Raw genomic sequence first — 26,843 nt, 5'->3', positions numbered from 1 at the left:
CCGCGACCAACCCCGGGGGTGGACGATGCACTGGTTGTTCCTGTTGATGGCGGTCGGCGCCCTGTATGTCGGCTTTTCCGTGACCTCCACTCCGGTGATGGTGATGTCGCTGCTCGCCTCGCTGGTACTGTTCCTGCTCTGGATCGTCAGCTGGTACGCACGTCGCATCGGTGAGAGCAGCCAGGATCCGTCGCAGATGATCGATCCGGCCGAGCTGCGTCGCCTGCGCGAGGTGGCAGAGGCGCGCCGCAACGCGATCCCCCCCTCGGAGCCCCCTGCTTCGTGACCCTGCTCAGCGTCAACGTCAACAAGATCGCCGTGTTGCGCAACTCGCGCGGCGGCTCGGAGCCGGACGTGGTGCGCGCTGCCCGCACATGCCTGTCCGCAGGCGCGCATGGCGTCACGGTGCACCCGCGGCCGGACCAGCGGCACATCCGCACGGCGGACGTACATGCCCTGTCGGCACTGACGCGTGAGTGCAACGTTGAACTGAACCTGGAGGGCAATCCTTTCGCCCCACCCCGCGAGGGCTATCCCGGCTTCCTGGCCCTCTGCGATGCCGTGCGGCCGGCACAGGCGACGCTGGTGCCGGACGCCGATGGGCAGATCACGTCGGACCATGGCTTCGATTTCAGTCATGACATGGATCGCCTGCAATCATTCGTCGCCGAATTGAAGGCGATGGGCTGTCGCGTCAGTCTGTTCGTCGATGCAGGCTGCGAGGGCCTTGCTGAAGCTGCCCGTGTTGGCGCGGATCGCATCGAAATCTATACCGGCCCGTTCGCCGAGGCCGCCGCGCGTGGCGACGCCGCAACCGCGCTGGCGCTGTGCACCCGCACCGCACGCGAAGCTCACGCCCTGGGCTTGGGCGTCAATGCCGGGCACGACCTGAGCCAGGACAATCTGGGAGAATTCCTGGTTGCGGTGCCTGACGTTCTGGAAGTCTCCATCGGTCATGCGTTGATTGGCGAGGCGTTGTACGCCGGCCTCGAGCGCACGGTGGAAGCCTACCTGTCCATCCTGCATGCAACATGCAGGGATACCACCAGCGCCGGTCGCTGAGTACCGACCGGCGCCGTCATCCGGTCGTCAGTTCCGCATCACGATGTTGTCCAGGCCGCTCGCTTCTGCCTGGGCCAATGCGCTGACCAGCTGCTGGTAATCGGCCCCGCTTGCGGCTTCCACCTGCAACACCGTACGCGGATCAGCGAGGACAGCGTCCTCTAGCCGAAGGCGCAGGTCGGCAAGTGATACCGGGCGATCATCCAGTGTGTAGGCTCCCGCCAACCCGACCTTGAGGACCAAGTCATTCGGTGGCTCGGTTCTTTCCCCCCGTACGGACTGCGGCAGGATCGTTTCGATGGGGCGCGAGAGCAACGGTGCGGTGACGATGAAGATCACCAGCAGCACCAGCATCACGTCCACGAGTGGGGTGATGTTGATCTCGGCCAGTTCACGACGGCTTGCGGGAACGGAGAACGCCATGGCACACCTCCTTCTGTCAGGACCGTGGCCCTGACGCTACGCCGCCCGCGGCGTCGCCACAAGAGGGAGCCGGTGCGCTCCCAAAGAAAAACGCCGCCCAAGGGGCGGCGTTCAAAGGCGTCTTTCGCGTCAGGCTTACTGTACGAAACCGATCTTCATCATCTGCGCGTTCTTCGCAGCAGCCAACACCTTGGCCATCACGTCGTAGTGCGATTCCGAGTTGGCTTCGATGCGCAGCTCCGGCTGGTTGGTCGGATCGCGCTGCACTTCCTCTTCCATCCTCCGCTGGAGGTCGGCCACGTTCGCCGGGCTGTTGTTCCAGTAGATCGTGCCATCGGCCTCGATGCGCAGATCGATCGGCGGCGGCGGCTCGCGCACCTGCGGCGGCGGGTTGATCACGCGCTGCGGCAGGGCCACTTCGATCGGATACGTCATGATCGGCGCGGTCACGATGAAGATGATCAACAGCACCAGCATCACGTCCACGAGGGGCGTGACGTTGATGTCGGCCATGGGGCCCTTGCTTCCACCACTGCTGAATGCCATGGCTTACTGCCCCTTCTCTTTCGTGGCCACGTAGCCGATGTCCAGCATGCCCTGACCCTGCGCGATCTTGGTGACGTCGGCGATGGTGCCCATCTTCGTCGTCTTGTCGCCGCGCAGGTTGAGCTTCGGCTGCGGTTGCAACTGGGCCACGCTGGACAGGCGGGATTCCAGGATCTCCTTGGTCACCGGCTCGTCGCCCCAGTACAGATCGCCATTCTCCTTGACGGAGATGGTGATCGGCGGGGTCGCCGGCGCGGTCTTGTCCGCCGGATCCTGTATCAGGTTCGCTTCGGGCAGTTCGATCTTCACCTTGTGCGACATCAGCGGCGCCGTGATGATGAAGATGATCAGGAGCACCAACATCACGTCCACGAGGGGCGTGACGTTGATCTCGGCCATCGGGCCGCTGCTATTACCACTACTGAAAGCCATGACGGGCTCCGTCTAGAACGTTGCGTTGACTGCTTGTACCGCCGGCTCAGCGAACGCGCGAGCCGGTGGCGAAGAAGTCGTGCAGGTCGTGCGCGAACGTGTCGAACTTGGCGATGGTCGCCGAGTTGGTCTTGCTGAAGAAGTTGTAGGCGAACACGGCCGGGATGGCGACGAACAGACCGATGGCGGTCATGATGAGCGCTTCACCCACCGGGCCGGCGACGGCGTCGATCGAGGCCTGACCGGTCGCACCGATGCGGATCAGGGCGCCGTAGATGCCCCACACCGTACCCAGCAGACCTACGAACGGCGCGGTCGCACCGACGGTGGCCAGCAGCGTCATGCCGCCCTGCAGGTTGGTGCTTTCCCGGGTCACGGCCTGGCGCAGTGCGCGGTCGACGAACTCCGAGCGGCTCAGGGTTTCACCCAGACCTGCTGCAGAGCCTTCGGCGCGCTGGTGGTGCGCGGCAGCCTGGGCAGCGTCAAGCGCGATCTTGGAGAACGGCTCGTTCTTCGGCTGCTCTTCCATCAGGCGGATGGCGTCCTGCGCGTTCGGGGTTTCCCAGAAAGCGCTGGTGACGCGGTCGGCCTGGCCCTTCAGGCGGCTGCTGCGCAGCACGTTGATGACCGTCCAGTACCAGGACATGGCCGACATGATGACGAGGGTGAGCAGCACGACCCACGAGACGATGAACTCGCCGGGCTTGCTGATCATTTCGCTGATCATGTGCTCGAAGCCCATCTGCGACAAGGCATTCGCGGCGTTGGTGCCCCCGGCGGCGGCGGCAAAAAGGGTTTCCTGCAGCATGACGCTTACCTTTATATAAGTGTTGATAGAGGGTGTTGCGGTTCTGAAAGGATGAAACGTTGACTTTGGCCCAGGTGTTGGCCGCCGTCTTCCTTCTTAAAGCGTGAAATCCACCGGTACGCGGACCCGGCCAGCTGACTTCTGGCCATTTACGACGGAAGCATTGAAGCGCCACTTGCGTGCAGCATCGATCGCGGCACGGTCGAGGTCGCGGTTGCGGCTCGACTTCTCCACCGACACGTTGGTCACGTTGCCGTTGGCATCCACGTCGATGATCAGGATCACCGTACCCGTGATACCGGCTCGCGCGGCGGCGGGCGGGTAACGCGGCGGATTCATGTTCTTCGACGAGATATCCACGCTGGCGCCGATGTCCGGCGTCGGCGCAGGCGGTGCGGGCGGCGACGGCGGGGTGACGATGTCGGTCGGACGCGGCTCGGCGATGTCGACCGGCGGTGCTTCCGGCGGCGGCGGCAGCGGGGTGGTCTTCGGCGGCGCCAGGTTCTTGACCGGCGGCGGCGGCGTGTCCTGCTTCGGCGGCGGCGGCGGCGGCGGCGGCGGGGGAGGCGGCGCGTCGACGATGACGACCGAAGTGCGGCGCTCTTCCTTCTTTTCAGCCGGCGGAGCAACCGCCGGGATCAACAGCGCAAGCAGGGCCGCTGCGTGCAATGCGATCACGAAGGCAATACCGATGATACGGGGCCAGTTGAGGCTGTTGTCCTCTTCTTCTTCCCGGTACCTGTTGATGACCAGTTGTTCAGCCATGCGCCAATTAACTCAAGGTTGATACGAGCGCCGAGACGCGTCGTCGATTCTGGGTCCTGCCGGTGGTTTTCACCGACGGAACCCCCAGCTTATACCAATCCGGCGCCCCGATGCCATCATCCGTATGGATTAATTGGCCTTCGGTGTCATCGAATCCCGTCACGGCAGCGCGATGATCTTCTTCGCGTCGTCCGGCTTCTTCAAACCCTTGGCCAGTGCGGCACGCGCGGCCACCTTGGCTTCCGGGATGCGGCCTTCCTGCCAGAGGACGCGCGCAAGGTTCAGATAGGTTTCGCCATCCGCGGCAAGGGGCGCAGCCTTCTGCCAGGCATCGATGGCTTGCGGGATTTGCTCGGAGTAGTAGTACGCCTGCGCCAGGGCCAAGAAGGTCTGGTGGTCCGGCTTCAGCAAGCCCTTCTCCAAACCTTCGTTGACGACGGAAATGACGTCCTTCTCCCGACCATCCATGTTGGCGTAGGTCACGTAGAGCTGACGGTATTCCTTTTCTTCCGTCAGCTGGCCAGCGGAACGCATCTTCTCCAGCGTGGTGGCGGCTTTGTCGTACTGGTCCGCCTGCTGGTAGGTCGCGACCAGGTTGAGCTGGGCCTTCTTGTCGGCCGGATTCTTGGCTGCCATCTGTTCGGCGATCTTCACCGCTTCGGCAGGGCGCTCGGCGGCGATGAGCGACGCCAAGAGCAGGCCGTACCAGTTGTCCTTCGGCTCCGGCGTGGCGGCGATGGCCTGCTCGAGTACCGGGATGGCTTCCGCATACTTCTCCATCTGGTACAGCGCCTGTCCCTTCTGGATCAGGTCTTCGGGCTTGTTGGATTTCGTCTCTGTGAGATAACGGTTGAGGTTGGCCATGCCCGGCTCGAACTCGTCGTCCTGCAGCTGCAACTGGGCCAGCATCAGCATCGACTGGTAGTGGCCGTTGTTGTCCAGCGCATTGAGGTCGATCACCTGCTGGAGCAGCTGCTTGGCGGTCGCCATGTCATCCAGGTTGTACGCCGCCTGTCCACCCAGCTGGGCAGCCATGGCCTTGTCGTACTCGTTGGCATTCGGTTCGGCCATCAGCTCCTTGGCCAACGCCAGTGTTTCGGCGTCGTTGTCTTCCTTCTCGTATGCCTTGAACAGCTTGCTCAACTTGCCCTGCATCTTGCTGGAAGGCTTAGCCTTGGGATCTTCGCGGGTTGCGTCGGGGTAACGGACCTCCGCCTTCTGGCTGCCTTCGCGCGAACTGCTGCGATTGGAGGACCGTGCGGACTGCGCCACGGCGTCGGCGACGATGCCGCCGCCAAAGGCAGCCAGCAACATCATGCTGAGTAGGGACTTCTTGTGCATGCGGAGCTTCATCTTCAAACCTCGTCAGGCCATCCGGGGGATGACGGTCCAACCCGCCTGCGTGCGGGGCCGGCAAAACTAACAGAAACCTGGTGCGTGCGGATACCGTTTCAGGTGCTGCATAGCAGCAATACCGTGGCGTGTGTCAGCCGCATTTCGGCGCATTTCCCGCCTTCCTGGCAGCCTCGTAGGTAGGTACGAGAGAGGGTGCATCGCGTTGCAGTTCGCGGATGCGGTTGGTGGGGTCAGGGTGCGTAGAGAGCCACTGCGGCTGACGGCCACCACTGGCGGCCATCATGTTCTGCCAGAGATTGACGGCCTGGCGAGGATCGAAGCCCGCCTGAGCCATCAGGCGCTGGCCGACGACATCCGCCTCGCTCTCCTGAGTGCGCGACCCTGGCAGCAGGAACGCGGCCTGCGCGGTCATGCCGCCCAGCTGATTTACCGTGCTGGCCGCGCCATCGCCGTAGCGCGCACCAGCCAGTGCCCCCAGGACGCCCAGGCCCGCCTGCGCTCCCATCTGACGGGTGATGCGTTCTTCATGATGGCGCGCGATCACATGGCCGATCTCATGACCAAGCACCGCCGCGAGCTGATCCTGGTTCTTCGCCACCGTGAAAATGCCGGTGTTAACGCCAACCTTGCCTCCCGGCAGTGCGAAAGCGTTCGGTTCTTTGTCCGAGAAAACCGCCGTTTCCCACGCGAACCTGCGCTGCTCGGGGGGCAATTGGCGCACGAGGGCGTTGACCACGCAGGTGACATAACTGTTCTGTCGCGCGTCGCGACTCAGCGTTTCCTTGGCCTTGGTCTCGGCAAAGGCCTGCGCGCCCAATTGATCGAGCTGCGCCTGCGAGACGCCACCGACCATCTGGGTCCGCCCAGTGGGCGAGGTCGTGGTGGCGCATGCCGTCAGCCCTAGAGCAGCGACGGTTCCGAGAATCCAGACTTTCATGCGATCCCCCTGAGATATTGCGTACAGCAGGAGTCTGGGCAAACGCGTCTTAAACTTTCGTCAATCACATTAAGCCTGTGTCTGGCCGTAGACCTGCAGGACCGCCAGCGCCAGGGCATTGTTCAGTATGTGCGCAGCGATCGGCGCCCATAGCGTCCTCGTCGCCCGGTAAACGCCGGCAAACATGGCGCCCATGCCGGCATAGACGAAGAGCAGGAAGAGCGTGCTGGATGGCGGCTTTCCATTGAGGCCCGGCATTTCATGCACAAGGGCGAACACCAGGCTGCTCAGCACAAGGCCAAGCACCGGCCAGCCCGCATGCCACAACCGCCCGAACATGACGCGACGGAACAGCAGTTCCTCGTACATCGGCGCAAGGACGACGGCGAACAGGGCCAGGAAGATGGGATATTGCGCGAATCCGGCCTTGATCACGTCCAGGTTGCTGGGTTCCAGTTCCAGCCCCAGCGCGCGGCCGCATCCGCTCATGATTGCACTGAACAGGAAGGTCGAAATCCCCGCACCAAGCGCCCAGAACCAGGTCCGGGCCAAGCGCACATTAGCCAGGGATTGGCGCAGTTCGATGATCGTCGCGCGTCGGCGCCAGAAGTACAGCAGCAGCGCTGTGCCGCCGGTGCTGACGAGCGTGGCCATGATGAGGAACAGAACGGGCGGAGCGCCCACATTCGCCTGCAGGGCCTGCGCGTCGATCGTGCCGCCATGCGTGCGCGCCAACTGCACACCGCGCCAGGCGGCCCATCCCAGCAAACCCAGGAGCATGGCTGAGAACGAAAGCAACACCGCCAGCACGACGTCCAATGCGAACGCCGGCAGCACGTCGCGCAATGGACGTCGGTCGGGGGCTCCCGCGTCCACCAGGGAGGAGGGGACCGGGCTCATCCTCCGCAACGTCACACGTCGAGGTTGGAAACCTTCAGCGCGTTGTCTTCGATGAATTCGCGACGCGGCTCCACCACGTCGCCCATCAGCGTGCTGAAGATCTGGTCGGCCGCCACGGCGTCCTCGATGCGCACCTGCAACAGGCGACGCGTATCCGGGTTCACCGTGGTATCCCACAGCTGCTCCGGATTCATTTCACCCAGGCCCTTGAAGCGCTGGATGCTGCGGCCCTTCTTGGCCTCTTCCAGCAACCACGCTTGGGCATCGGCGAAGGTAACCACCGGCTGCGCCTTGTTGCCACGGATGACCTGTGCGCCTTCACGCACGAGTCCGTGCAACAGCGCTGCCGCTTCGCGCAGCGGACGCAGTTCGCCGGTCTCGAAGGCCGACAGCGAGAGCACCTGCACAAGTTCCTCGCCCATGTGCCGACGCGTCGCGAGCAGCGCTGCGGGGCGTTGTTCGGTGGCCGGTTGCAGCGTCAGCGCATAGCGCGCACTTCCCAGGCTGCTCCGGTTGAGTTTGGCTTCCAGTGCGGCCAGTTCGTGTCGTTCATCGATGTTCTTCTGCAGGTGCTCCGCATCGAGCGGGGTGAAATCGATCAGCGACTCCAGCAGCACCGGATCGTAACGGTGCGCGTTGCGCGCGATGGCATCGCGCGCGGTGGTGAACGCGAGCAGCAGCTTCTCCAGGGCTTCACCGGAGATCGGCGGCTCGCCATCGGCGGGAATCAGCGATGCACCTTCGACCGCGTTGTTGGCCAGGTACACGTTGAGCGCCGCATCGTCCTTCAGGTAGAGCTCCTGCTTGCCCTGCTTGAGCTTGTATAGCGGCGGCAGGCCGATGTAGATGTGGCCTCGTTCGATCAGCTCCGGCATCTGCCGGTAGAAGAACGTCAGCAGCAGCGTGCGGATGTGCGACCCGTCGACGTCGGCGTCGGTCATGATGATGATGCGGTGGTAACGCAGCTTGTCCGGGTTGTATTCGTCCTTGCCGATGCCGGTGCCCAGCGCGGTGATCAGCGTGCCGACTTCGGCGGAGGCGAGCATGCGGTCGAAGCGCGCGCGTTCCACGTTGAGGATTTTTCCCCTCAAAGGCAGCACCGCCTGGTTCTTGCGGTTGCGGCCCTGCTTGGCGGAACCGCCGGCCGAGTCGCCCTCGACGATGAACAGTTCGGACAGCGCCGGATCCTTCTCCTGGCAGTCGGCCAGCTTGCCAGGCAGGCCGGCGATATCCAGCGCCCCTTTGCGGCGGGTCAGGTCGCGGGCCTTGCGCGCGGCTTCACGCGCACGGGCGGCGTCGACGATCTTGCCGGCGATGGCTCGGGCCTCGTTAGGGTGTTCCTGCAGGAACTCCTCCAAACGTGCGCCGAACGTGCTCTCAACGACCGGCCGAACGTCTGAACTGACCAGTTTCTCCTTGGTCTGCGAGGAGAAGCTCGGATCCGGCACCTTCACCGACAGCACGGCGATCATGCCTTCGCGCATGTCGTCGCCGGACAGATTTACCTTGGCCTGCTTGGCGATGCCGTTCTGTTCGATGTAGTTGGTCAGCGTGCGCGTCAGCGCCGCGCGGAAACCGATTAGGTGGGTGCCGCCATCCTTCTGCGGGATGTTGTTGGTGAAGCAGAACATCGTTTCCTGATAGGCGTCGGTCCACTGCAGAGCGACTTCGACCGTGATGCCGTTCTGCTCGCCACTGACCGAGATCACATTCGGATGCAACGGCGTCTTCAGATGCGCCAGATGCTCAACGAAGCTGCGGATGCCGCCTTCGTAGTGGAAATCGTCGCGACGGCCTTCGCCCCGCTCGTCAAGCAGTACGATCTTGACGCCGGAATTGAGGAACGACAGCTCGCGCAGGCGGCGGGCCAGGATGTCGTAATGGAACTCGACGTTGCCATGGAAGGCGGTCACCGACGGCCAGAAGCGCAGCGTGGTGCCGCGCTTGGTCGAACTTTCGAGCTGGGTCAGCGGCACCAGGGCCGCACCGTTGCTGTATTCCTGGCGGTAGTGGGAACCGCCCTGGAAGATGTCCAGCTGCAGTTTTTCGGAAAGAGCGTTGACCACGCTGACGCCCACGCCGTGCAGGCCGCCGGAAACCTTGTAGCTGTTGTCGTCGAACTTACCACCCGCATGAAGGACGGTCATGACGACTTCGGCGGCGGAGACCTCACGCCCCAGCTTGGCGCTCATCTGCGCATGATTGCCGACCGGAATGCCGCGGCCGTTGTCGGAAACCGAGACCGAGCCATCCTCATGGATCGTCACTGCCACGTGGTCCGCATGGCCCGCCAGCGCCTCGTCGATGGAGTTGTCGACGACCTCGAACACCATGTGGTGCAGGCCCGTGCCGTCATGCACGTCGCCGATGTACATGCCGGGGCGCTTGCGGACCGCTTCCAAACCTTCCAGTGCGGTGATGCTGTTGGCGTCGTACGTGTTGCCGTTCGGTGCAGAAGAGGTCGTTTCGTCGGTCATTCGCTTCGTGTCGGCTGCATGGCAGGCGCCGCGTCACCGGGTCGGTGGGCGCCACGCGCGGGCCAAGGGATTCAACGCAGAATTATAGCACTGGTGCGCACTTAGCCCCCGCCGCCGCCAACCTGCAGGAGCTTGATGGCGCCCTGTTCCACGTGGAACACAGTAGGCGCCGCCTGCATGCCATTGAGTCCGGAGGGAGTTTCGGTGCCGGTCATCAAGACCTGGGTACCGCAAGCCAGCAGCCGCTCCAGGATCCGGCGCTGGTGGTGTCGATCCAGCTCCGATGCCAGGTCATCCAGGGCGATGACGGGCCATTCGCCTCTTCTGGCTGCAAAATCCTCCGCCTGCGCCAGCAGGCAGCACAACGCAGTCAGTTTCGCTTGGCCGCGGGACAGCGTTTCTCGACCGGGCAGGCTGGAATAGTCGATGCGCCAGTCAGCCCGGTGAGGGCCGACGGTGGTGTAACCCGCCGCACGGTCGCGATCCCGGGCGAGCAGCAACGCGTCTGCCAATGCCAGCTCGTGGCGGCGCCACCCGGGCTGGAACTGCAGGTCTGCGGTACCGAGCGACGGTGCCAGGTCGGCAGCGACCGCAGACAGATGGCCCTGCATGGTTTCGAGATAACGCAGCCGGTGGCTCGTCAATAACTCACCCGTCTCGGCCATCTCGTGGTCCCAGGCGTCGAGTTGAGCACTGCCTGAGCCTGACTTCAGCAGGGCATTTCGCTGCTTGAGTGCCCGGGCATATCGGCGCCACAAGGGCAGGAAGGTTCCCTCGCCCCCCTGTTCCACGTGGAACAAGCCCCAATCGATGAAGCGACGGCGGGGTTCTCCTCCCCCGGTAACCAGAGCGTGACTACCCGGCTCGAAGCTGACGACCGCAAGCGCGGCGCAAAGATCACCGAGCTGGGAGACATTCTCGCCATCTAGTCGGCCGGTCCACGCTTGCCCGGTGTGGCGCAGGCCGGCACGACGAAGACGGCCCTGGGTGGTTTCGCGCCACTCCACGAAGACCTCGACAGCATCGGCCCCTGTTCGGACCAGGCCATCACGCACTCGTCCACGGAAGCTGCGTCCGTAGGCCATCAGGTGGAGGGCTTCGAGCAGGCTGGTCTTGCCTGCGCCATTGTTGCCCGTGATCAGATTCAGCCCTGGTCCTGGGACCACTGAAACCTGCTGGAATCGGCGTAGCCCGCTTACATCAAGACGGGTCACCTGCACGGAGAGATCCCCTGTCTGGGCAAGGGCTGCTGGGCGAGTGAATGGTGAGGGCGGGGCAACGGGCAGGCGGGCGACAGCGGCATCGGATGATTCTATCGCCTAGCGTTCCCGGACAAGCGAATCGCCTAGGGGTGCTTGTAAACGACATCGCCCGGCGCAAGGCCGGGCGAGTCGGGTGTTTCACGTGGAACAGGGCGTCAGAGGCGCAGCGGCATCACCACATGACGGGACTTCTCACTGCTCGCCTCGCGCACCAGGGCTGACGAATTCGCGTCGCGGAGTTGAATGACGACGTGTTCATCACGCAGAGCAGACAGGGCATCGAGCAGGTAGTTCACATTGAAGCCGATAGCCAGACCGTCCACCTTGGTGTCGGCTTCGATCTCTTCCTGAGCCTCTTCCTGCTCCGGATTATGTGCACTGATCTTCAGCTGGCCTGGCGAGACTTCCACGCGCACGCCCCGGTACTTCTCGTTGGACAGGATGGCGGCACGCTGCAGGGCGGCACGCAGGATCTCGCGGTCCAGCAGTACCTCGCGGTCCGCGCCGATCGGGATCACCGCGGCATAGTCGGGGAAACGGCCATCGATCAGCTTCGAGGTAAAGGTCACATCGTCCCGCTTGACCCGGATGTGGCTGCGGCCAACCTCCAGTTCCAGCGAACGGTCACCGCCTTCCAGCAAACGCTGCAGTTCACTCACGCCCTTGCGCGGCACGATGATCTGGCGCTTGCCAACGGGCGTGCCTTCAAGCTCCGCCTCGCACAGTGCCAAACGATGACCGTCGGTCGCCACACAACGCAACGTCCGCTCGCTCAGGTCGAAAAGCAGCCCGTTGAGGTAGTAGCGCACGTCCTGCTGGGCCATCGCGAACGAGGTTCGTTCGATCAGCTCTTTCAAGGTCGCTTCCGGCACCTCGATACGTTCGGTCGCTTCCACTTCATCCACTGACGGGAAATCGTTCGCCGGCAGAGTGGCCAGCGTGAAACGGCTGCGACCGGCCTGCACCGTGACCTTGTCGCCCGTCTGACTCACCGTCACCTTGCTGCCGTCGGGCAGCGCGCGAATGATGTCGAACAGCTTGCGCGCGGGGATCGTGGTTTCGCCGTCCTGCGCTTCATCCACGGCGATACGGGAAATCATCTCCACTTCCAAGTCGGTACCGGTCAGCGAGAGCTGTCCGTTCTGCACCTGGACCAGGAAATTTGCCAGTACCGGCAACGTCTGCCGGCGTTCGACCACATTGACCACTTGGGCCAAGGGCTTGAGGAAAGCTTCGCGCTGCAGACTGAAACGCATGAGTGTTGGGGCCCCTTCGCTTTGGATTTTAAAGACTAAAAGCTTAAAAGCTGGTGGTGATGGTAGGGCCCGAAATCCGGGAAAACCCACATAACCATTTGAATTGAATCAATTTCTTCTTCTTCCAACCCGGTGGACAGGGGCAGGTGTGCCTATGCAGAAACCTGTGGACAACTTTCCGGCCTGATTCCACGCACATCTTATCCACAGAAGGCAGGCCCGCTTGTCCACGATGTTATGCGTTGCCCCGATTCGCGGCCCTGCCTACAGTGTCGCCACAGGAAGCGGCGGCGGCCTGAAGCAAGGACCTCAAAGAGAAAAACGGCAACGCAGGCGAAGCAGGCACCCACCAGGCCCGCGCGCACTGGACACTCTCGCCTGCCGGATAACGTGAAGCGCTGGCCCGGAAACCGCGTGAACACGGATGCGCCGCAGGGCGCCCGCAATTACTCGCTGAGCTTCCGGATCAGTTTGTCCCAGTCCTCGCGCAGCTTGCCATCCGCTTCCATCAGGGTGCGGATCTGTCGGCAGGCGTGCAGCACGGTCGTGTGGTCACGGCCGGCGAACGCGTCGCCGATTTCCGGCAGGCTGTGTTCGGTCAGTTCCTTGGCCAAGGCCATCGCCACCTGCCGCGGACGCGCCAGTGAACGCGTCCGCCGCTTGGACAGCAGGTCCTTGACTTGCAGACCGTAGTAGTCTGCCACGGTCTTCTGGATATTGGGGATGCTGATGGCCTGCTGCTGAGCGCGCAGCAGGTCGCGCAGGGTTTCCTGCGCGAATTCCGTGGTGATGGCGCGCCCGGTGAAATTGGCGCGCGCCGCCAGCGTGTTGAGCGCGCCTTCCAGGTCGCGCACGTTGCTGCGCATCTTCTTGGCCAGCAGGAAGGCCACGTCATCCGGAATCTGCGCGCCCCGCTCATGCGCCTTGGCCAACACGATGGCCGCGCGCGTCTCGAAGTCCGGCGGATCGATCGCCACACTCAGGCCCCACGCCAGGCGCGATTTAAGCCGGGGTTCCAAGCCTTCCACTTCGCGCGGATAGCGGTCGCAGGTCAGGATGATCTGCTGGCGACCGTCGAACAGCGCATTGAAGGTGTGGAAGAACTCTTCCTGCGTGCGGTCCTTGCCGGCGAAAAATTGGATGTCGTCGATCAGCAGCGCATCCACTTGCTGGAAGCGGCGCTTGAACTGGTCCATCGACTTCTCGATCAGCGCCTTGGTCATGGCGCTGAAGAACTGTTCGCTGCGCAGGTACAGCACGCGTGCATTCGGGTTCTGCCGGCGCATTTCGTTGCCGGCGGCGAACATCAGGTGCGTCTTGCCAAGGCCCGTGCCGCCGTACAGCAGCAGCGGGTTGTGGGAACGGTCGCCCGGCTTCTGTGCGGCCTGCCACGCGGCGGCGCGGCCGAGCTGGTTGCTTCGGCCTTCGACGAAATTGTCGAAGGTGTAGTGCAGGTCCATGTTGCCGGCGAAAGGCTCGGCGGGCGCCGCGACGCCGGGTGCGGCATGGCCGTTCGCGACCGGCATGCCGATGTCGGCCGGCCTGCTGCGCGAACCTATTTCCAGCGAAACGTCATCGTGTCCGACGAAGTAATCCAGCAGCTCACGGATGCGACCCAGGTAACGCTCGCGCACCTGTTCCACAATGAAGGCGTTGGGTGCGTACAGCACCATGGCATTGCTGCGCTGCTCGGCCTGCAAAGGTTTGAGCCAAGTGTGTACATCCTCGGCCGGCAGTTCGGCTTCCAGGCGTTCGAGGCAACGGGGCCAGGCATCCATCAGGTGGAACAACTCGCGTGTGGGGTAGAACAGGCCATCCCGCGTTGCCGGAGGCAGCACGGGGCGGAGTCAATGGGGTCGGCCAGACTACCACCGGCGTCGGGACCCGCCAACGATCCTGTGCATAAGATGTGGATGAAGCGCGTGAACGGCACCGTGTTCAGCCACTTGCGAAGGACCATCGTGTCGAAAGCACCGAGGGAGTTGACCGTAAGCCGGTGGTTCCTATAGAATTTCCGGTTCTTTCCACCCGAACACGCCCGAGGGCCCCATGGCCACCAAGCGCACTTACCAACCCAGCAACCTGAAGCGCAAGCGCGACCATGGTTTTCGTGCCCGCATGAAGACCGCCGACGGCCGCAAGATCCTGGCCCGTCGTCGTGCCAAGGGCCGCAAGCGCCTGACCGCCTGATGGCTTGGCCGCACATCGCGGCCATGCATCCATGCGTTCACTGCATCACCAGGAGCCCGCCCGGTCACGAGCGGGCTTCTTGCTGAGATGAACACTACTTTCCCGCGCGCAGCGCGCGTCCGCGCGCGCGCAGACTATGCACGCGTGTTCGATCAGGCGCGCCGCACCTCCGATCCGATGCTGAGCCTGCACTGGCTGCCGGGCGAGGGGCCTGCACGCCTGGGGTTGGCGGTATCGCGCAAGGTCGATACGCGCGCCGTCGTGCGAAACCGGATCAAGCGCCAGTTGCGCGAGCACTTCCGTCGTCTGCGCGCGGGCCTTCCCGGCGGCGACTACGTGGTGGTCGCGCGCGCGCCGGCTGCCCAGGCGGATGCAGGCCAGCTGCGGGCGACCTTCGAGCGCGTCCTCGTGCGTGCCGGCGCATTGCCGCCATCGGCACCGGGCGGCACAATGCCGCCGGGCTTGAATTCCCCTTCGCCGCCACCCACTCCTTTTTCTTCGACCAAACCGGTTTCCGACGCCGGTTGAGACTGCCTGCCTGATGAACCAGACCCGTGTATTCCTGATCTTCGCCTGGCTGATGGTGGCGACCTTGTTGTGGATGCAGTGGGGCCAGCAGAAGGCGGCCCCCGTGGCGCCCGCTGCGGCCTCGCTCGCGACGGCAGCGCCAGCCGGCAGCACCGTGCCGACCGCGACCCCCAGTACCGGCACCGCACCCAATGCCAGCGGGACCGTGCCGACGGCGCCGATGGTGCCCGCCACACCCGCGCCGGCGGCGAAGACATCGACAGCTGCACGGGTGACCGTGTCCACGGACGTGTTGCGCCTAGTCGTGGATGGGGGCAGCGTGCTGCAGGCAGACCTGCTGCATTACCCGCAGAGCAAGGCGCCGGGCAGTGGTCCGGTCCGTCTCATGAGCGAGGACCCCCAGCATTTCTACGTGGCCGAAAGCGGTTGGGTCAGCGGGCAATCGAAAGCCCCCGACCACCATGCGTTCGTGCCCGAGAACGGTGCCGGAGATGTCGCTCTCGCCCAAGGCGCCGACAGCGTCCGCGTACCGTTCCTGTGGCAGGGCCCGGACGGTGTGAGCATCCGCCGTACCTATACCTTCAAGCGCGCCAGCTATGAGGTGGAGGTACGCGACGAGGTCGTCAACGCGGGCACCGGCACTTGGCAGGGCACGGTCTACCGTCAGCTGCTGCGCACACCGCCTGAGGTCAAGAGCGGCATGACCAATCCGGAGTCCTTCAGCTTCAGCGGCGCCACCTGGTGGGATGGCGGTTACCAGCGCCGCAAGTTCAATGAGGATTATCTGGAAGACGGTCGCGTCGATGCGCAAGTGAAGGGCGGCTGGATCGCGATCCTGCAACACCACTTCTTCACCGCGTGGATTCCGCACACCGACGACACCACCACCATCTCGCTCGACAATCCGAATGGCGGCGCGCGCGCGCTGATCCGCGAAATGGGTCCCGGCGTCAACGTCGGTCCCGGCCAGCAGGCCACCACCACCGCACGCCTGTGGGTGGGCCCGAAGCTGGTCGACAAGATCCACGCGATCAATGCGCCCGGCATCGACCGCGTGGTCGACTACAGCCAGTTCGCGATCCTCGCGCTGCTGGGCCAGGGCCTGTTCTGGGTGCTGAATTTCCTGCATGGCTTCATCGGTAACTGGGGCTGGTCGATCATCGGCCTGGTGATCCTGGTGAAGCTGGCGCTGTATCCGCTGTCGGCGGCGCAGTACAAGAGCTTCGCCAAGATGCGCAAGTTCCAGCCGCGCATCCAGCAGTTGAAGGAGCGCTACGGCGACGACAAGCAGAAGTTCCAGGTCGCCATGATGGAGCTGTACAAGAAGGAGAAGATCAATCCGATGGGCGGCTGCCTGCCGATCCTCGTGCAGATGCCGGTGTTCCTGGCGCTGTACTGGGTGCTGGTGGAAACCGTCGAGCTGCGCCAGGCACCGTGGTTCGCGTGGATCCAGGACCTGACCGCGCGCGATCCGTACTTCATTCTGCCCGTGCTCAACATGCTGGTGATGTGGCTGACGCAGAAGCTGACGCCGGCGCCGGGCATGGACCCGATGCAGCAGAAGATGATGCAGTTCATGCCATTGGTGTTCGGCGTGATGATGGCCTTCTTCCCGTCTGGCCTGGTGCTGTACTGGGTCACCAACGGTGCACTGGGCTTGCTGCAGCAGTGGTGGATGACCAAGCGCCACGGCGAGTCGGCCACCCCCCCAAAGGCCGCGACGGCGAAGTAATTGCCGCCCACCGCTGCGCCACGAAGCCCGCCCTCCGGCGGGCTTCGTGTTTCCGCTACGCTGAAAGCTCACCCGCCGGCATTTCCCCATGAACAATGCACAGGACACCATCGTCGCCATTGCCAGCGCTCCGGGCGCAGGCGGTGTCGGCATCGTGCGTCTGTCCGGGCCTGTCGCGCAGGCCATCGCGACGGACATGTGCGCGCGTACGCTGACACCACGGCACGCACACCACGTGCGTTTCCTTGATGAAGAACGCCACATCATCGATGACGGCATCGCGCTCTCGTTTCCCGGCCCTGCCAGTTTCACGGGAGAGGACGTAGTCGAACTGCAGGCGCACGGCAGTCCCGTCGTGCTGCAGCAACTGGTGGCGCGCGCATGCGCGCTGGGCGCGCGCATGGCACGGCCGGGCGAGTTCTCCGAACGCGCCTTCCTCAACCACAAGCTCGACCTCGCCCAGGCCGAGGCCATCGCCGATCTGATTGCCGCCGCGGATACCCGCGCGGCGCGTGCAGCGAGGCGCTCGCTCGACGGCGTGTTCTCCACGCGCATCGATGGCGTCGGCCAGTCGCTGCTCGCTCTGCGCGTGCATGTGGAAGCCGCGATCGACTTCGCCGACGAATCGATCGACACGCTCGGAGGCGAGCAAGTGCGCGCACGTCTGGCGGATACCCGCGATTCGCTTGCCGGCCTGATCGCAGATGCGGAGCGCGGGCGCAAGCTGCGCGACGGCATGCACGCCGTCATCGTCGGTCCGCCGAATGCCGGCAAGAGCTCGCTGCTCAATGCACTGGCGGGCAGTGAGCGGGCCATCGTCACCGACGTGGCGGGGACCACACGCGATACCTTGCGCGAAACCATCCGGCTGGATGGCCTGGAACTGCATCTGGTGGATACCGCAGGGCTCCGGGATGGCGGCGACGCGATCGAACGCGAAGGCATGCGGCGCGCGCGCGCGGAGCTCACGCGCGCCGATGTCGCGCTGGCGGTGGTCGATGCGCGCGATCCCGACGTCGGCCGCGCTGCGATCGCCGACAGCATCGCCGGTGTGCCCATGGTGCTCTGGATCCACAACAAGGCCGACCTGCTCGCCGAGATGCCTGCGGATGATGACGCCAGGGTGCATGTCTCCGCAGCGAAGGGCACCGGCCTGGCGCGTCTTCACGAGCGCCTGCGTGCGCTGGCCGGAGAGCCGGCTGCCGCGGGAGGCGAAGGCGAGTTCTCGGCGCGCGCCCGCCATGTGGAAGCACTGCATCGCGCGTCCCTCCATGCGGCGTCCGCAGCGGAGCAAGTGCAGCACGAACAACTGGAACTGGCGGCCGAGGAACTGCGGCTCGCCCATGACGCACTGGGCGAAATCACCGGCCGCCTCAGCGCGGATGACATGCTGGGCCACATCTTCTCCACGTTCTGCATCGGCAAGTGATGTGGCTCTTCGCGGGTCTGGCCAAAACTGTGACGCACGTCAAGTGTCGATAATGATGAGGCGACGTACCCTGACCACCGGGTAGGGGTACCCGGAAGGCATCGCGCCGTTTCCCGCCTGACCAAGTGTCGGCGTGCGGCGACGGGCCCACGTTGACAACCAACGTCCGATCACGCGTCCTATGCGGGTCGGGGCTGTGTCGCCATCATTAGAAACGCACTTGGGGGAGTAGAAACTGATGTCCTTGATCAAAACGACCGGGCGCCTGCGCTACATCGCGCCGTTCCTGTTGATCGTCGCGGTGGCGGCGTGCTCGAAGAAGGAAGAACCCGCGGCACCTGCGGCGGGCGCAACGGCCACACCCGCCGCGCCGCCGCCGCCCGCCGTGTCGGCGGAGGTCCAGGCCATGGACGCCGATGCCCTGCGTGATGCCGCCACCAAGGCACTGCGCGAAAACCGGATCTATGCGCCGGGTGGCGACAATGCAATGGAGTACTACCTCGCCCTGCGCGACAAACTGCCTAACGATCCCGGCGTCAGCAGTGCGCTGACCGACCTGATGCCGTACACGCTGATTGCCGCCGAACAGAGCATCGCGCGCGAAGAATTCACGGAGGCTCAGCGCCTGTCCGCCATCATCGAGAAGGCCGACCCCAAGGCACCGGCGCTGCCGCGTCTGCAGCAGAGCATCGCCGCCGCGCAGCAGGCGGTGGCGCAGCGCACGGTCACCGATGAAGCCAAGACCAAGGCCGACGAGGAAGCACGCCTGAGGGAACAGCAGCGGCTCACCCAGCAGGCTGAGCAGCAGCGTGCCAACGAGGCCGCCGCAGCGCAGCAGTTGGCCCAGCAACAGGAAGCCGCCCGAGCCGAAGCCGCTCGCCAGGAAGCCGAACGCCAGGCCGCAGCCCAGCGTGAAGCTGCGGAACGCCAGGCCGCTGCGACCCGTGCTGTTCCTGCCGCGGCCCCGGCGCAATCGCTGCGTGCGGTCAGCACGCCGGCACCGCGCTATCCGCCCGAAGCCCTGCGCTCGGGCACCAGCGGTGAAGTATTGGTTGAACTCACCGTGGGCATCGATGGATCGGTGACCAACGCGCGCGTCGTGCGCGCCACGCCTGCACGCGTATTCGACCGCGAAGCGCTCAATGCGGTGCGACGCTGGCGCTTCGAACCGCTGGATGCCCCGGTCACCACGCGCCGGACGATTGGTTTCAGCCCCGGTTGAACCACGCTTCGGCGAGAAGAGAGAAGAGCCGGCCATGGGCCGGCTCTTTTTTTGAAAACGAATGGCGAAGCGAAGTGGGCAGCGTGCGCGAACGGTCGACCCAACCCTGCGTTGGCGCTGGTCTTGGCTATGACTTCGATCACCACAACGGTGGCAGCTTGAACTACGACTACAACAAGGCTGACCTGCTCAATGCGGATGTGGAGGCGCAGACGCCGACGCTGGGATACGAATACCGCTTCTGAAGTAACCCCAGGCACGGAAAAAAAGAACGGCCACCTGCGGGTGGCCGTTCTGGATTGCAGCAACGACGCAGTGGGCATCAACCCGCGACGGCCAGCTTCTCCTGGTGATAACGACGCACGGCGGCGAACCACAACAGTGCAGCCACGCCGAATGCTGCAGCGATGTAGATGGCCCACGTCTGCGGCCCGATGTACTCGTTGCGGATGACCTTCAGCAGCAACTGGTTCTGTGCAAGGAAGGGCACGGCGAACTGCCACAACTGGCTCTTCAGCGGATTGGCCATCAGCGCGAACGTCGGAATCATCGGCAGCAGCATCAACCACGTCATATGGCTCTGCGCTTCCTTCATGCTCTTGGCCGACGCGGCAAGATAGGTCAGCAGCGAGGTGCCGATGAACAGCATCGGCACCAAGATCAGCAACATCTTGCCGATCGCCAGGAACGACACATTCAATTGCCGCCCCAGCGTACCGGCGAACTGTGCGCTGAACTTGAAGGCGAGCAGGGTGAGCAGCAGTGTAGCGAGGCCGATCACGCACGCGGCCGCGATCTTGCCGCTGACCACCGCGCTGCGCGGCGCCGGCGTGGCCAGCAGCGGTTCCAGTGACTGCCGTTCGCGTTCGCCGGCGGTCGCATCGAGGATCAGGTACGCACCGCCGATGAACGACGTCAGGATCAGCAGGTACGGCAGCAGCACCGACAGCAGCATGCCTTGCTTGGCTTCTGGCGTGGCCAGGTCCTGCATGCCCACGTTCACCGGCCGTGCCACCGATGCATCGACACCCCGAGCGAGCAACCGCAGTGCGCCGACCTGCTGGCTATAGGCCGACAACGCGGCATTGACGCGCTGCGTGGGAATGTCTGCGTCGCGTCGCGTGCTGTCGCGGATGATTTCCACCAGCGCGGGACGACCGTTGCGCCAGTCCTCCGCGTAATCGGAGCTTATGCGCAACGCGACATCGATCTCCTGTGTGCGGATCGCGGCATCGAGATTGGCCGGCGCCTTCGCGGCGGTGATGCCGTTGGTGGCGAGGAACTTCACCAGGTTGGGCGCGTGCTCGGCACCGACCATGGGAATCTCCAGGGTCTTGTCCACCTGAGTGCGGATGCGGTTCTCGGTCAGATAGCCCATGCCCAACATCAGCGCGGGATACAGTAGCGGGCCGAGAAAGAGGGCGAGTGCCAGCGTGCGGCGATCGCGCGAGAGATCGCGCAGTTCCTTGCGCATCACGGTGAACACAGTAGACAAAAGACGGGTACGGAACATGTTCATGCCAGCAGGCCCTCCTCCGATCCGATCACTTTGACGAACGCGTCCTCCAGGTTGTCCTCGCCCGCCTGTTCGCGCAGTTCGTCCGCGGTGCCGGCAGCGACCACCGTGCCCTTGGCGATGATGACGATGCGGTCGCAGAGCGCGGCGACCTCCTGCATGATGTGGCTGGAGAAGATCACGCAGCGGCCTTCGTCGCGCAGCTGGCGCAGGAAGCCGCGCATCGCGCGCGTGGTCATCACGTCCAGGCCATTGGTGGGTTCGTCCAGGATGACGTTGCGCGGGTCGTGCACGAGTGCACGTGCGATGGCGGTCTTGGTGCGCTGACCCTGGCTGAAGCCTTCGGTCTGGCGGTCGAGGATGTCGCCCATGTCCAGCGCGTCGGATAATGCCTTGGTGCGTTCGGCGATCTGCTTCGACGACAGCCCGTGCAGTTCGCCGAAGTAGGCGATGTTTTCGCGCGCGGTCAGACGCTTGTACACGCCACGCGCATCCGGCAGAACGCCGAGCGCGCGGCGTACCGCGACGGGATCGCGCGCGGTGTCGATGCCGTCCACGGTGACCTGCCCGCGATCAGGCGTCATCAACGTGTAGAGCATGCGCATGGTGGTGGTCTTGCCGGCGCCGTTGGGGCCGAGCAGGCCGGTGATCTGGCCGTCGTGGGCGGTGAAGCTGACGCCGTCCACGGCGGTGACCGTTCCGGTCTTGGTCTTGAAGGACTTGTGCAGGTCGTTGGCGATGATCATTCGGTCATGTCCATTGAAAGTGGCGGGCGCGCGGGACGCGGCTCACGGCTCCCAGCCGTTGAAGCTGGTGAAGGGCGGCACGTAGTCGAGGCTGTCGAGGCACTTCGCGTCCAGGTCCTTGGCGCTCGCGGTCTCCAGGAAGCGGCCGAGGAGCTTGGGCATGCAGCCGACAGCGAACGTCCCGTGGCCTTGGCCCTTGAGCACCAGGTGGCGGCCGTTCGACAGCGTGCGCAGCACCTGCTCGCCGTAGCGCGGAGGCGTGACCGGGTCCAGTTCGCCGGAAGCGATCAGCGTGGGGATGCCGGACGTCCACGCGGTGTGGAAATCCGCCGGCCGCTTGCCCGTGGGCCACGCACCGCACTGCGCCTTCAGCGTGTCGCCCAGCATGCTGCCGAGCACTGTGTCGGTGTCGGCGGGATCGGCCTTCAGCAGGTCCGCGTCCTCGGCACAGATCACCGACAGCTGCATGCCGTGCATGAACTGGTCACCGACCTGCGACTCCAGCAGCTTGGACAGCGACATCAGCGAGCCGTATCTGCCCTGCTGCGCTTCGTTCAATACCAATGGGAGCAACGCGGCGCCTTGCGGGTAGTAGGAGTACATGCGGGTTATGCCGGCGACGGTGCCGGCATTCACTTCGCCCGAGACCAGTTCGCCGGTGGAAGGTTCGCGGTAGTCGGTGTTCACCGGCGTGGTCGCCAGGCGCGTCATCAGTGCACGCAGTTGCCCACGCAGGTCGTCGCCGAAGCGCTCCTTGCAGGCCGCATTCGCCTGGCAGCGCTGGAACTGCAGTGCCAGCGCCGCGTCCAGGTTGCGCGCGTGTTCGCTCCCCAGCACCAGTTCGTTCGGCACCACGCCATCGATCACCACGGCGCGCGTGCTGTCGGGATGGCGCATGGCGTACTGCTGCGCCACCCGCGTGCCGTACGAGCCGCCGACCAGGTTGATCTTCGCCGCGCCCAGCGCCTTGCGCACGCTGTCCAGGTCGCGCACGGCGTCGGTGGTGGTGTAGAAGCGGGGATCGGCCTCGAGCGACGCGGCACAAGCGCGGGCGAACTCGACCGCCGACGCTTCGCTCATGTCTTCAGGATCGCCGTAGGCGTTGCGGCCTTCGTCATCCTTGCAGGACAGCGGGTTGGACTTGCCGGTGCCGCGCTGGTCCACCAGCACGATGTGGCGAGACTTGCGCACCTCGCGGAAGGCGCCGTCGATAGCCGGCCAGACCTGCACGGCTGACTGGCCCGGGCCCCCGGCGAGGAAGAACACCGGGTCTTCGGTCGCCGCGCCCTCGTTGGTGGCGGGCAGCCACGCGATGTTCAACGTGACCTTGCGGCCTCCGGGCTTGGCCGGATCTTCTGCCACGTCGTAGGTCGCGCATTGCGCTTCCACGGTGGTGGTCAGGTACGGCGCGGTCAGGGTGCAGGGCTTGAAGGCGATGTCGCCGTAGTGGCGCACGGCCTGTTGGCCGGGGCTGGTGGCGGTGCCATTGCAGCCGGCCAGCAGCAGCGCACCCAACGCGGGCGCGAGTGATCGATGAAGAAGTGCCATGTATCAATTCCGTTGGAGGCGGGTCCCAGCATGCCATGACGATGCGGCGGGACGGATGTGACCAACGAATTGCACACGTCGCGCACGCATCGTGCGTGCCGAGCGGTCGGACAGGCCCGATCGTGCCGGCGGGCGGAACTACTTGCTGGAGACGTATTTTTCCCGGCGAATCTGGGGAATCGGCAGGCCGTGTCCCTTCAGCGCCTCGAAGCAGGCATCGACCATGTCGGGATTGCCGCACAGGTAGGCGATGTCGCGGGCCGCATCCGGCGCGAACTCGGCCAGGTGCTGTTGTACATAGCCCTGGCGCACGTCGGGGTGCGGGTCGCGGGGCAGCTCACGCGACAGGCAGGGCACGAAGCGGAAGCCGGGATGCGTGTCGGCGAAGGCGCGGAACTCGTCGCCGTACAGCAACTCGGTCGGCGTGCGGGCGCCCTGCAGCAGCACGACCTCCACGCCGCGGTCGGCCATGAGTGCTTCCAGCTGGGGCAACATCGAGCGATACGGCGTTACGCCCGTGCCGGTGGCGATGAGCAGGTAGCGCGCATTGCGGTCGCCCGGCATCAGGCAGAAGCGGCCGAAAGGCCCGCTCGCGTCCACGTGACCGCCTTCCGGCAGGCCTTCGAACAAGGCGGTCGCGGCACCCCCGGGTACATAACTGACCGCGATCTCCACCGCTTCGCCCGGGCCCAGCGCGTGGTCGTGGATGGTGGCCAGCGAATAGCTGCGCTTGGTCGCGGTGCCGTCGGCGTAGCTGAAATGCACCTGGATGAACTGGCCGGGGATGAAATCCAACGGCTGTCCATCGTCGCGGACGAAGCTGTAATGGCCCACGCTGGGCGCCAGCATGCGGCGCCCGACGAGCTTCAAGGGAAAATGCACGATCGCCAAGGCGGCTGGAACACTGTGTGGCCCGGGGCGGCCCCGGCGGGACGCCTATAATAAGCGCTCGCTTCCCCCGGGCGCCTTCATGGCGCCACAAGGTACCTCATGGCGTCTGCAACAACGGCTTCGGCGGCGGCTCCCGCGCTGGCCATAACCGACCTGCGCAAGGTCTACGACACCGGCGTGCAAGCCCTCAAGGGCGTCTCGCTGCAGGTCGAACCCGGCGATTTCTTCGCGCTGCTTGGTCCCAATGGCGCAGGCAAGTCCACCCTCATCGGCATCGTCAGTTCGCTGGTCAACAAGAGCAGCGGGCAGGTCAGCGTGTTCGGCGTGGATCTGGACAAGGACCGCGACGGCGCGATGCGCCTGCTGGGCCTGGTGCCGCAGGAAATCAACTTCAACATGTTCGAGAAGCCGCTGGACATCTGCGTGAACTACGCAGGGTTCTACGGCATTCCGCGTGCCGAGGCGCTGGTGCGGGCCGAAGAGGAACTCAAGCGCGCGCAGTTGTGGGAAAAGGCCCACGTCATGAGCCGCACCCTGTCGGGTGGCATGAAGCGCCGGCTGATGATCGCCCGCGCCATGATGACGCGGCCCCGCCTGTTGATCCTGGACGAACCGACCGCCGGCGTGGACATCGAGATCCGCCGCGGCATGTGGAAGACGCTAAAGGACATCAACGAGGCCGGCACCACGATCATCCTGACCACGCATTACCTGGAAGAAGCCGAGAGTCTCTGCCGCAACCTGGCCATCATCGACCGTGGCGTCATCGTCGAACAGGGGCCGATGCGCGCCTTGCTGGCCAAGCTGGACGTGGAGGGCTTCCTGTTCGACATCGACGGCGACCTGCCGGCGCAGCTGCCGGTGATCGAAGGCACCACGCTGTCCGCCACAGACAGCCACACTCTGGACCTGGACATGCCGCGCGCGATGGACCTCAACCGTGTGTTCGCCGCGCTCAACGACGCTGGCATCCGCGTGCGCTCCATGCGCACCAAGAGCAACCGGCTGGAAGAGCTGTTCGTGCGCCTGACCGGCGATGAAGCCGCCGCCAAGCGGGAGCAGGCCGCATGAGCCCCGCCGATCCGCAGGAAACCGCCGTGACCACGCCGCTGCAGAAGAATCTGGTCGCGCTGGGCACCATCGTGCGCCGCGAAGTGAACCGCATCCTGCGCATCTGGGGTCAGACCCTGGTGCCGCCGGCCATCACCATGACGCTGTACTTCCTGATCTTCGGCGGCCTGATAGGCTCGAAGATCGGCGACATGGGCGGCTACACCTACATGGAGTTCATCGTGCCGGGCCTGGTGATGATGAGCATCATCCAGAACAGCTACGGCAACATCAGCTCCAGCTTCTTCGGCGCCAAATTCGGCCGCCACGTGGAAGAGCTGCTGGTCAGTCCGATGCCGAACTGGGTGATCCTGCTGGGCTACGTGGCCGGCGCAGTGCTGCGCGGGCTGATGGTGGGCGCCATCGTGCTGGTCATCGCGATGTTCTTCACCAAGGTGCGCGTGCCGCACCCGCTGGTGACCATCACCACCGTGCTGCTGGGCGCGACGATCTTCTCGCTGGCCGGGTTCGTCAATGCGGCGTATGCGAAGAAGTTCGACGACATCGCCATCGTGCCGACCTTCATCCTCACCCCGCTCACCTACCTGGGGGGTGTGTTCTATTCGGTGACCCTGCTGCCACCGTGGGCCGAAGCGCTCACGCATGCCAACCCGATCTTCTACATGGTCAACGCGTTCCGCTACGGCCTGCTCGGCACCAGCGACGTGCCGCTGTGGGTGGCGTATGCGCTGATGATCGGGTTCGTCGTCGCGCTGGCGTCGCTGGGCCTGTGGCTGTTGAAGAAGGGCGTGGGGCTGCGCAGCTGATGCGCGTACTCGTTCTCGGAGCCGGCGGCACCGGTGGCTACTTCGGCGGCCGGTTGGCGCAGGCCGGCATCGACGTAACCTTCCTCGTCCGTCCCGCACGCGCGGCGCTGCTGCGTGAACAGGGCCTTCGCATCCGCAGCCCGTTGGGCGATGCCGATATCCCCGTGCAGGTGCTGACAGCGGACGAACTGGCCAGCGCCGCACCGTTCGATCTGATCCTGCTCAGCAGCAAAGCCTACGACCTGGACAGTGCGATGGACGCCATCGCGCCCGCAGTCGAAGCGGGCGCCCGCGCGCTGCCGCTGCTAAACGGCCTGCGCCATTACGAAGCCCTGGATGCGCGCTTCGGCTTCTCGAACGTCCTCGGCGGCCTCTGCTTCATCAGCGCCACGCTGGGAGCCGGGGGCGAGATCCTGCACCTGGGCAAGCCGGCGTCGATGACGTTCGGCGAACGCGAAGGCCAGCCGCCCGATGCGCGTCTGCAGGCGCTCGCCGCCGCGTGCGCGCAGGCCGGTATCGATCACCTGCACGCGCCGGACATCGCGCAGGCGCAGTGGGCGAAGTACAGCTTCCTCACCGCGCTCGCCGCCGGCACCTGCCTGATGCGCACTTCGATCGGCACGATCGTCGCGGGCGAGGGCGGTGCGGACTTCATGGCGGCGCTGCATGGCGAATGCCTGGCGGTCGCCGCGGCCTCGGGCCAGCCGGTATCCACGGCAGCACAGGCCTCCGCGCGCGACACGCTGACCACGGCCGGTTCGCCGATGAAGGCCTCGATGCTGCGCGACCTGGAAGCAGGCCAACGCGTCGAAGCCGCGCACATCGTCGGCGACATGGTCCACCGCGCGACGGCGCACGCTATCGCCACGCCCCATCTGCGGGCTGCATGGGTGCACCTGCAGGCCTACGAGGCGCAGCGCGCGGCCTGAAACAGGGACGG

Annotated in this window: 27 protein-coding genes; 11 read left to right on the top strand and 16 right to left on the bottom strand. The window is 64.9% G+C overall.

Features of this window, described 5'->3' with window-relative positions:
- The first annotated feature begins 25 nt into the window (after positions 1 to 25).
- Together FB548_RS00730 and FB548_RS00725 are read left to right on the top strand one after the other, a co-directional pair.
- Positions 26 to 286, top strand: a complete 261-nt coding sequence (locus tag FB548_RS00730; protein WP_142122865.1) for a hypothetical protein — start codon at positions 26 to 28, stop codon at positions 284 to 286.
- A complete protein-coding gene (locus FB548_RS00725; protein ID WP_142122864.1) occupies positions 283 to 1,062 on the top strand; it encodes a pyridoxine 5'-phosphate synthase in 780 nt (259 codons plus the stop codon). Before FB548_RS00730 ends, FB548_RS00725 begins: the two co-directional genes overlap by 4 nt.
- A gap of 27 nt (positions 1,063 to 1,089) precedes the next feature.
- On the opposite strand, the gene FB548_RS00720 is transcribed toward FB548_RS00725, so the two are convergent.
- The 12 genes from FB548_RS00720 to dnaA form a co-directional block, all read right to left on the bottom strand.
- The gene (locus FB548_RS00720) at positions 1,090 to 1,485 is read right to left on the bottom strand and encodes a biopolymer transporter ExbD (RefSeq protein WP_142122863.1); all 396 of its coding nucleotides are present in this window, start codon (positions 1,483 to 1,485) and stop codon (positions 1,090 to 1,092) included.
- A 135-nt stretch (positions 1,486 to 1,620) separates the two neighbouring features.
- Entirely contained in the window at positions 1,621 to 2,031 is a 411-nt protein-coding gene (locus tag FB548_RS00715) for a biopolymer transporter ExbD (protein ID WP_142122862.1), read from the bottom strand.
- 3 nt (positions 2,032 to 2,034) lie between these two features.
- Positions 2,035 to 2,463 (bottom strand): biopolymer transporter ExbD, encoded by a 429-nt coding sequence (locus FB548_RS00710; RefSeq protein WP_142122861.1) that lies wholly within the window; start codon positions 2,461 to 2,463, stop codon positions 2,035 to 2,037.
- Between the two features lie 46 nt (positions 2,464 to 2,509).
- Complete coding sequence (gene exbB / locus FB548_RS00705; protein WP_142122860.1) at positions 2,510 to 3,271, bottom strand: TonB-system energizer ExbB; 762 nt, start codon at positions 3,269 to 3,271, stop codon at positions 2,510 to 2,512.
- 96 nt (positions 3,272 to 3,367) lie between these two features.
- On the bottom strand, positions 3,368 to 4,036 hold the full coding sequence (locus tag FB548_RS00700) for an energy transducer TonB (protein ID WP_142122859.1): 669 nt from the start codon (positions 4,034 to 4,036) through the stop codon (positions 3,368 to 3,370).
- A 159-nt stretch (positions 4,037 to 4,195) separates the two neighbouring features.
- Complete coding sequence (locus FB548_RS00695) at positions 4,196 to 5,389, bottom strand: tetratricopeptide repeat protein (protein ID WP_142122858.1); 1,194 nt, start codon at positions 5,387 to 5,389, stop codon at positions 4,196 to 4,198.
- Between the two features lie 133 nt (positions 5,390 to 5,522).
- Positions 5,523 to 6,329 carry a M48 family metallopeptidase gene (locus FB548_RS00690; RefSeq protein WP_142124037.1) on the bottom strand — a complete coding sequence of 269 codons (807 nt, stop codon included), beginning with the start codon at positions 6,327 to 6,329 and terminating at the stop codon, positions 5,523 to 5,525.
- Positions 6,330 to 6,398: 69 nt separating this feature from the next.
- Positions 6,399 to 7,166 (bottom strand): CPBP family intramembrane glutamic endopeptidase, encoded by a 768-nt coding sequence (locus FB548_RS00685; RefSeq protein ID WP_255470372.1) that lies wholly within the window; start codon positions 7,164 to 7,166, stop codon positions 6,399 to 6,401.
- Positions 7,167 to 7,240: 74 nt separating this feature from the next.
- The gene (gene gyrB, locus FB548_RS00680; protein ID WP_142122856.1) at positions 7,241 to 9,706 is read right to left on the bottom strand and encodes a DNA topoisomerase (ATP-hydrolyzing) subunit B; all 2,466 of its coding nucleotides are present in this window, start codon (positions 9,704 to 9,706) and stop codon (positions 7,241 to 7,243) included.
- A gap of 101 nt (positions 9,707 to 9,807) precedes the next feature.
- On the bottom strand, positions 9,808 to 10,926 hold the full coding sequence (gene recF / locus FB548_RS00675; protein ID WP_142122855.1) for a DNA replication/repair protein RecF: 1,119 nt from the start codon (positions 10,924 to 10,926) through the stop codon (positions 9,808 to 9,810).
- A 197-nt stretch (positions 10,927 to 11,123) separates the two neighbouring features.
- Positions 11,124 to 12,224: a DNA polymerase III subunit beta gene (gene dnaN, locus FB548_RS00670; protein ID WP_142124036.1), complete on the bottom strand. Its 1,101-nt coding sequence runs from the start codon at positions 12,222 to 12,224 to the stop codon at positions 11,124 to 11,126.
- Between the two features lie 446 nt (positions 12,225 to 12,670).
- Positions 12,671 to 14,002 carry a chromosomal replication initiator protein DnaA gene (dnaA, locus tag FB548_RS00665; protein WP_142124035.1) on the bottom strand — a complete coding sequence of 444 codons (1,332 nt, stop codon included), beginning with the start codon at positions 14,000 to 14,002 and terminating at the stop codon, positions 12,671 to 12,673.
- Positions 14,003 to 14,273: 271 nt separating this feature from the next.
- On the opposite strand from dnaA, the gene rpmH reads away from it, so the two are divergent.
- From rpmH to FB548_RS00635, 6 genes are all read left to right on the top strand, one after another.
- The gene (gene rpmH / locus FB548_RS00660; RefSeq protein WP_013536759.1) at positions 14,274 to 14,414 is read left to right on the top strand and encodes a 50S ribosomal protein L34; all 141 of its coding nucleotides are present in this window, start codon (positions 14,274 to 14,276) and stop codon (positions 14,412 to 14,414) included.
- 87 nt (positions 14,415 to 14,501) lie between these two features.
- A complete protein-coding gene (gene rnpA, locus FB548_RS00655; RefSeq protein WP_142122854.1) occupies positions 14,502 to 14,942 on the top strand; it encodes a ribonuclease P protein component in 441 nt (146 codons plus the stop codon).
- Positions 14,943 to 14,955: 13 nt separating this feature from the next.
- Positions 14,956 to 16,674 carry a membrane protein insertase YidC gene (gene yidC / locus FB548_RS00650; protein ID WP_142122853.1) on the top strand — a complete coding sequence of 573 codons (1,719 nt, stop codon included), beginning with the start codon at positions 14,956 to 14,958 and terminating at the stop codon, positions 16,672 to 16,674.
- An 88-nt stretch (positions 16,675 to 16,762) separates the two neighbouring features.
- Complete coding sequence (gene mnmE, locus FB548_RS00645; protein ID WP_142122852.1) at positions 16,763 to 18,103, top strand: tRNA uridine-5-carboxymethylaminomethyl(34) synthesis GTPase MnmE; 1,341 nt, start codon at positions 16,763 to 16,765, stop codon at positions 18,101 to 18,103.
- Between the two features lie 238 nt (positions 18,104 to 18,341).
- Entirely contained in the window at positions 18,342 to 19,325 is a 984-nt protein-coding gene (locus FB548_RS00640; protein WP_142122851.1) for an energy transducer TonB, read from the top strand.
- An 83-nt stretch (positions 19,326 to 19,408) separates the two neighbouring features.
- Complete coding sequence (locus FB548_RS00635) at positions 19,409 to 19,570, top strand: porin family protein (protein ID WP_142122850.1); 162 nt, start codon at positions 19,409 to 19,411, stop codon at positions 19,568 to 19,570.
- A 77-nt stretch (positions 19,571 to 19,647) separates the two neighbouring features.
- On the opposite strand, the gene FB548_RS00630 is transcribed toward FB548_RS00635, so the two are convergent.
- The 4 genes from FB548_RS00630 to FB548_RS00615 form a co-directional block, all read right to left on the bottom strand.
- On the bottom strand, positions 19,648 to 20,838 hold the full coding sequence (locus tag FB548_RS00630; RefSeq protein WP_185742004.1) for an ABC transporter permease: 1,191 nt from the start codon (positions 20,836 to 20,838) through the stop codon (positions 19,648 to 19,650).
- A 2-nt stretch (positions 20,839 to 20,840) separates the two neighbouring features.
- Positions 20,841 to 21,587: an ATP-binding cassette domain-containing protein gene (locus FB548_RS00625; protein WP_142122848.1), complete on the bottom strand. Its 747-nt coding sequence runs from the start codon at positions 21,585 to 21,587 to the stop codon at positions 20,841 to 20,843.
- A 42-nt stretch (positions 21,588 to 21,629) separates the two neighbouring features.
- Positions 21,630 to 23,135: an alpha/beta fold hydrolase gene (locus FB548_RS00620; protein ID WP_142122847.1), complete on the bottom strand. Its 1,506-nt coding sequence runs from the start codon at positions 23,133 to 23,135 to the stop codon at positions 21,630 to 21,632.
- Positions 23,136 to 23,273: 138 nt separating this feature from the next.
- Entirely contained in the window at positions 23,274 to 24,026 is a 753-nt protein-coding gene (locus FB548_RS00615) for a ferredoxin--NADP reductase (RefSeq protein ID WP_142122846.1), read from the bottom strand.
- Positions 24,027 to 24,125: 99 nt separating this feature from the next.
- On the opposite strand from FB548_RS00615, the gene FB548_RS00610 reads away from it, so the two are divergent.
- Genes FB548_RS00610 through panE form a run of 3 tightly spaced genes read left to right on the top strand, consistent with a single transcriptional unit; the run spans position 24,126 to position 26,832 of the window.
- Positions 24,126 to 25,097, top strand: coding sequence for an ABC transporter ATP-binding protein (locus FB548_RS00610; protein WP_142122845.1), 972 nt, complete (start codon positions 24,126 to 24,128; stop codon positions 25,095 to 25,097).
- Positions 25,094 to 25,903, top strand: a complete 810-nt coding sequence (locus FB548_RS00605) for an ABC transporter permease (RefSeq protein WP_142122844.1) — start codon at positions 25,094 to 25,096, stop codon at positions 25,901 to 25,903. The genes FB548_RS00610 and FB548_RS00605 overlap by 4 nt, the downstream gene beginning before the upstream one ends.
- A complete protein-coding gene (gene panE / locus FB548_RS00600; protein WP_142122843.1) occupies positions 25,903 to 26,832 on the top strand; it encodes a 2-dehydropantoate 2-reductase in 930 nt (309 codons plus the stop codon). Before FB548_RS00605 ends, panE begins: the two co-directional genes overlap by 1 nt.
- Positions 26,833 to 26,843: the final 11 nt, after the last annotated feature.

This window comes from Pseudoxanthomonas sp. 3HH-4 (assembly GCF_006716465.1).
In the GTDB taxonomy this organism is placed as follows: Bacteria; Pseudomonadota; Gammaproteobacteria; order Xanthomonadales; family Xanthomonadaceae; genus Pseudoxanthomonas_A.
This window is presented reverse-complemented; position numbering and strand designations above follow the sequence as displayed.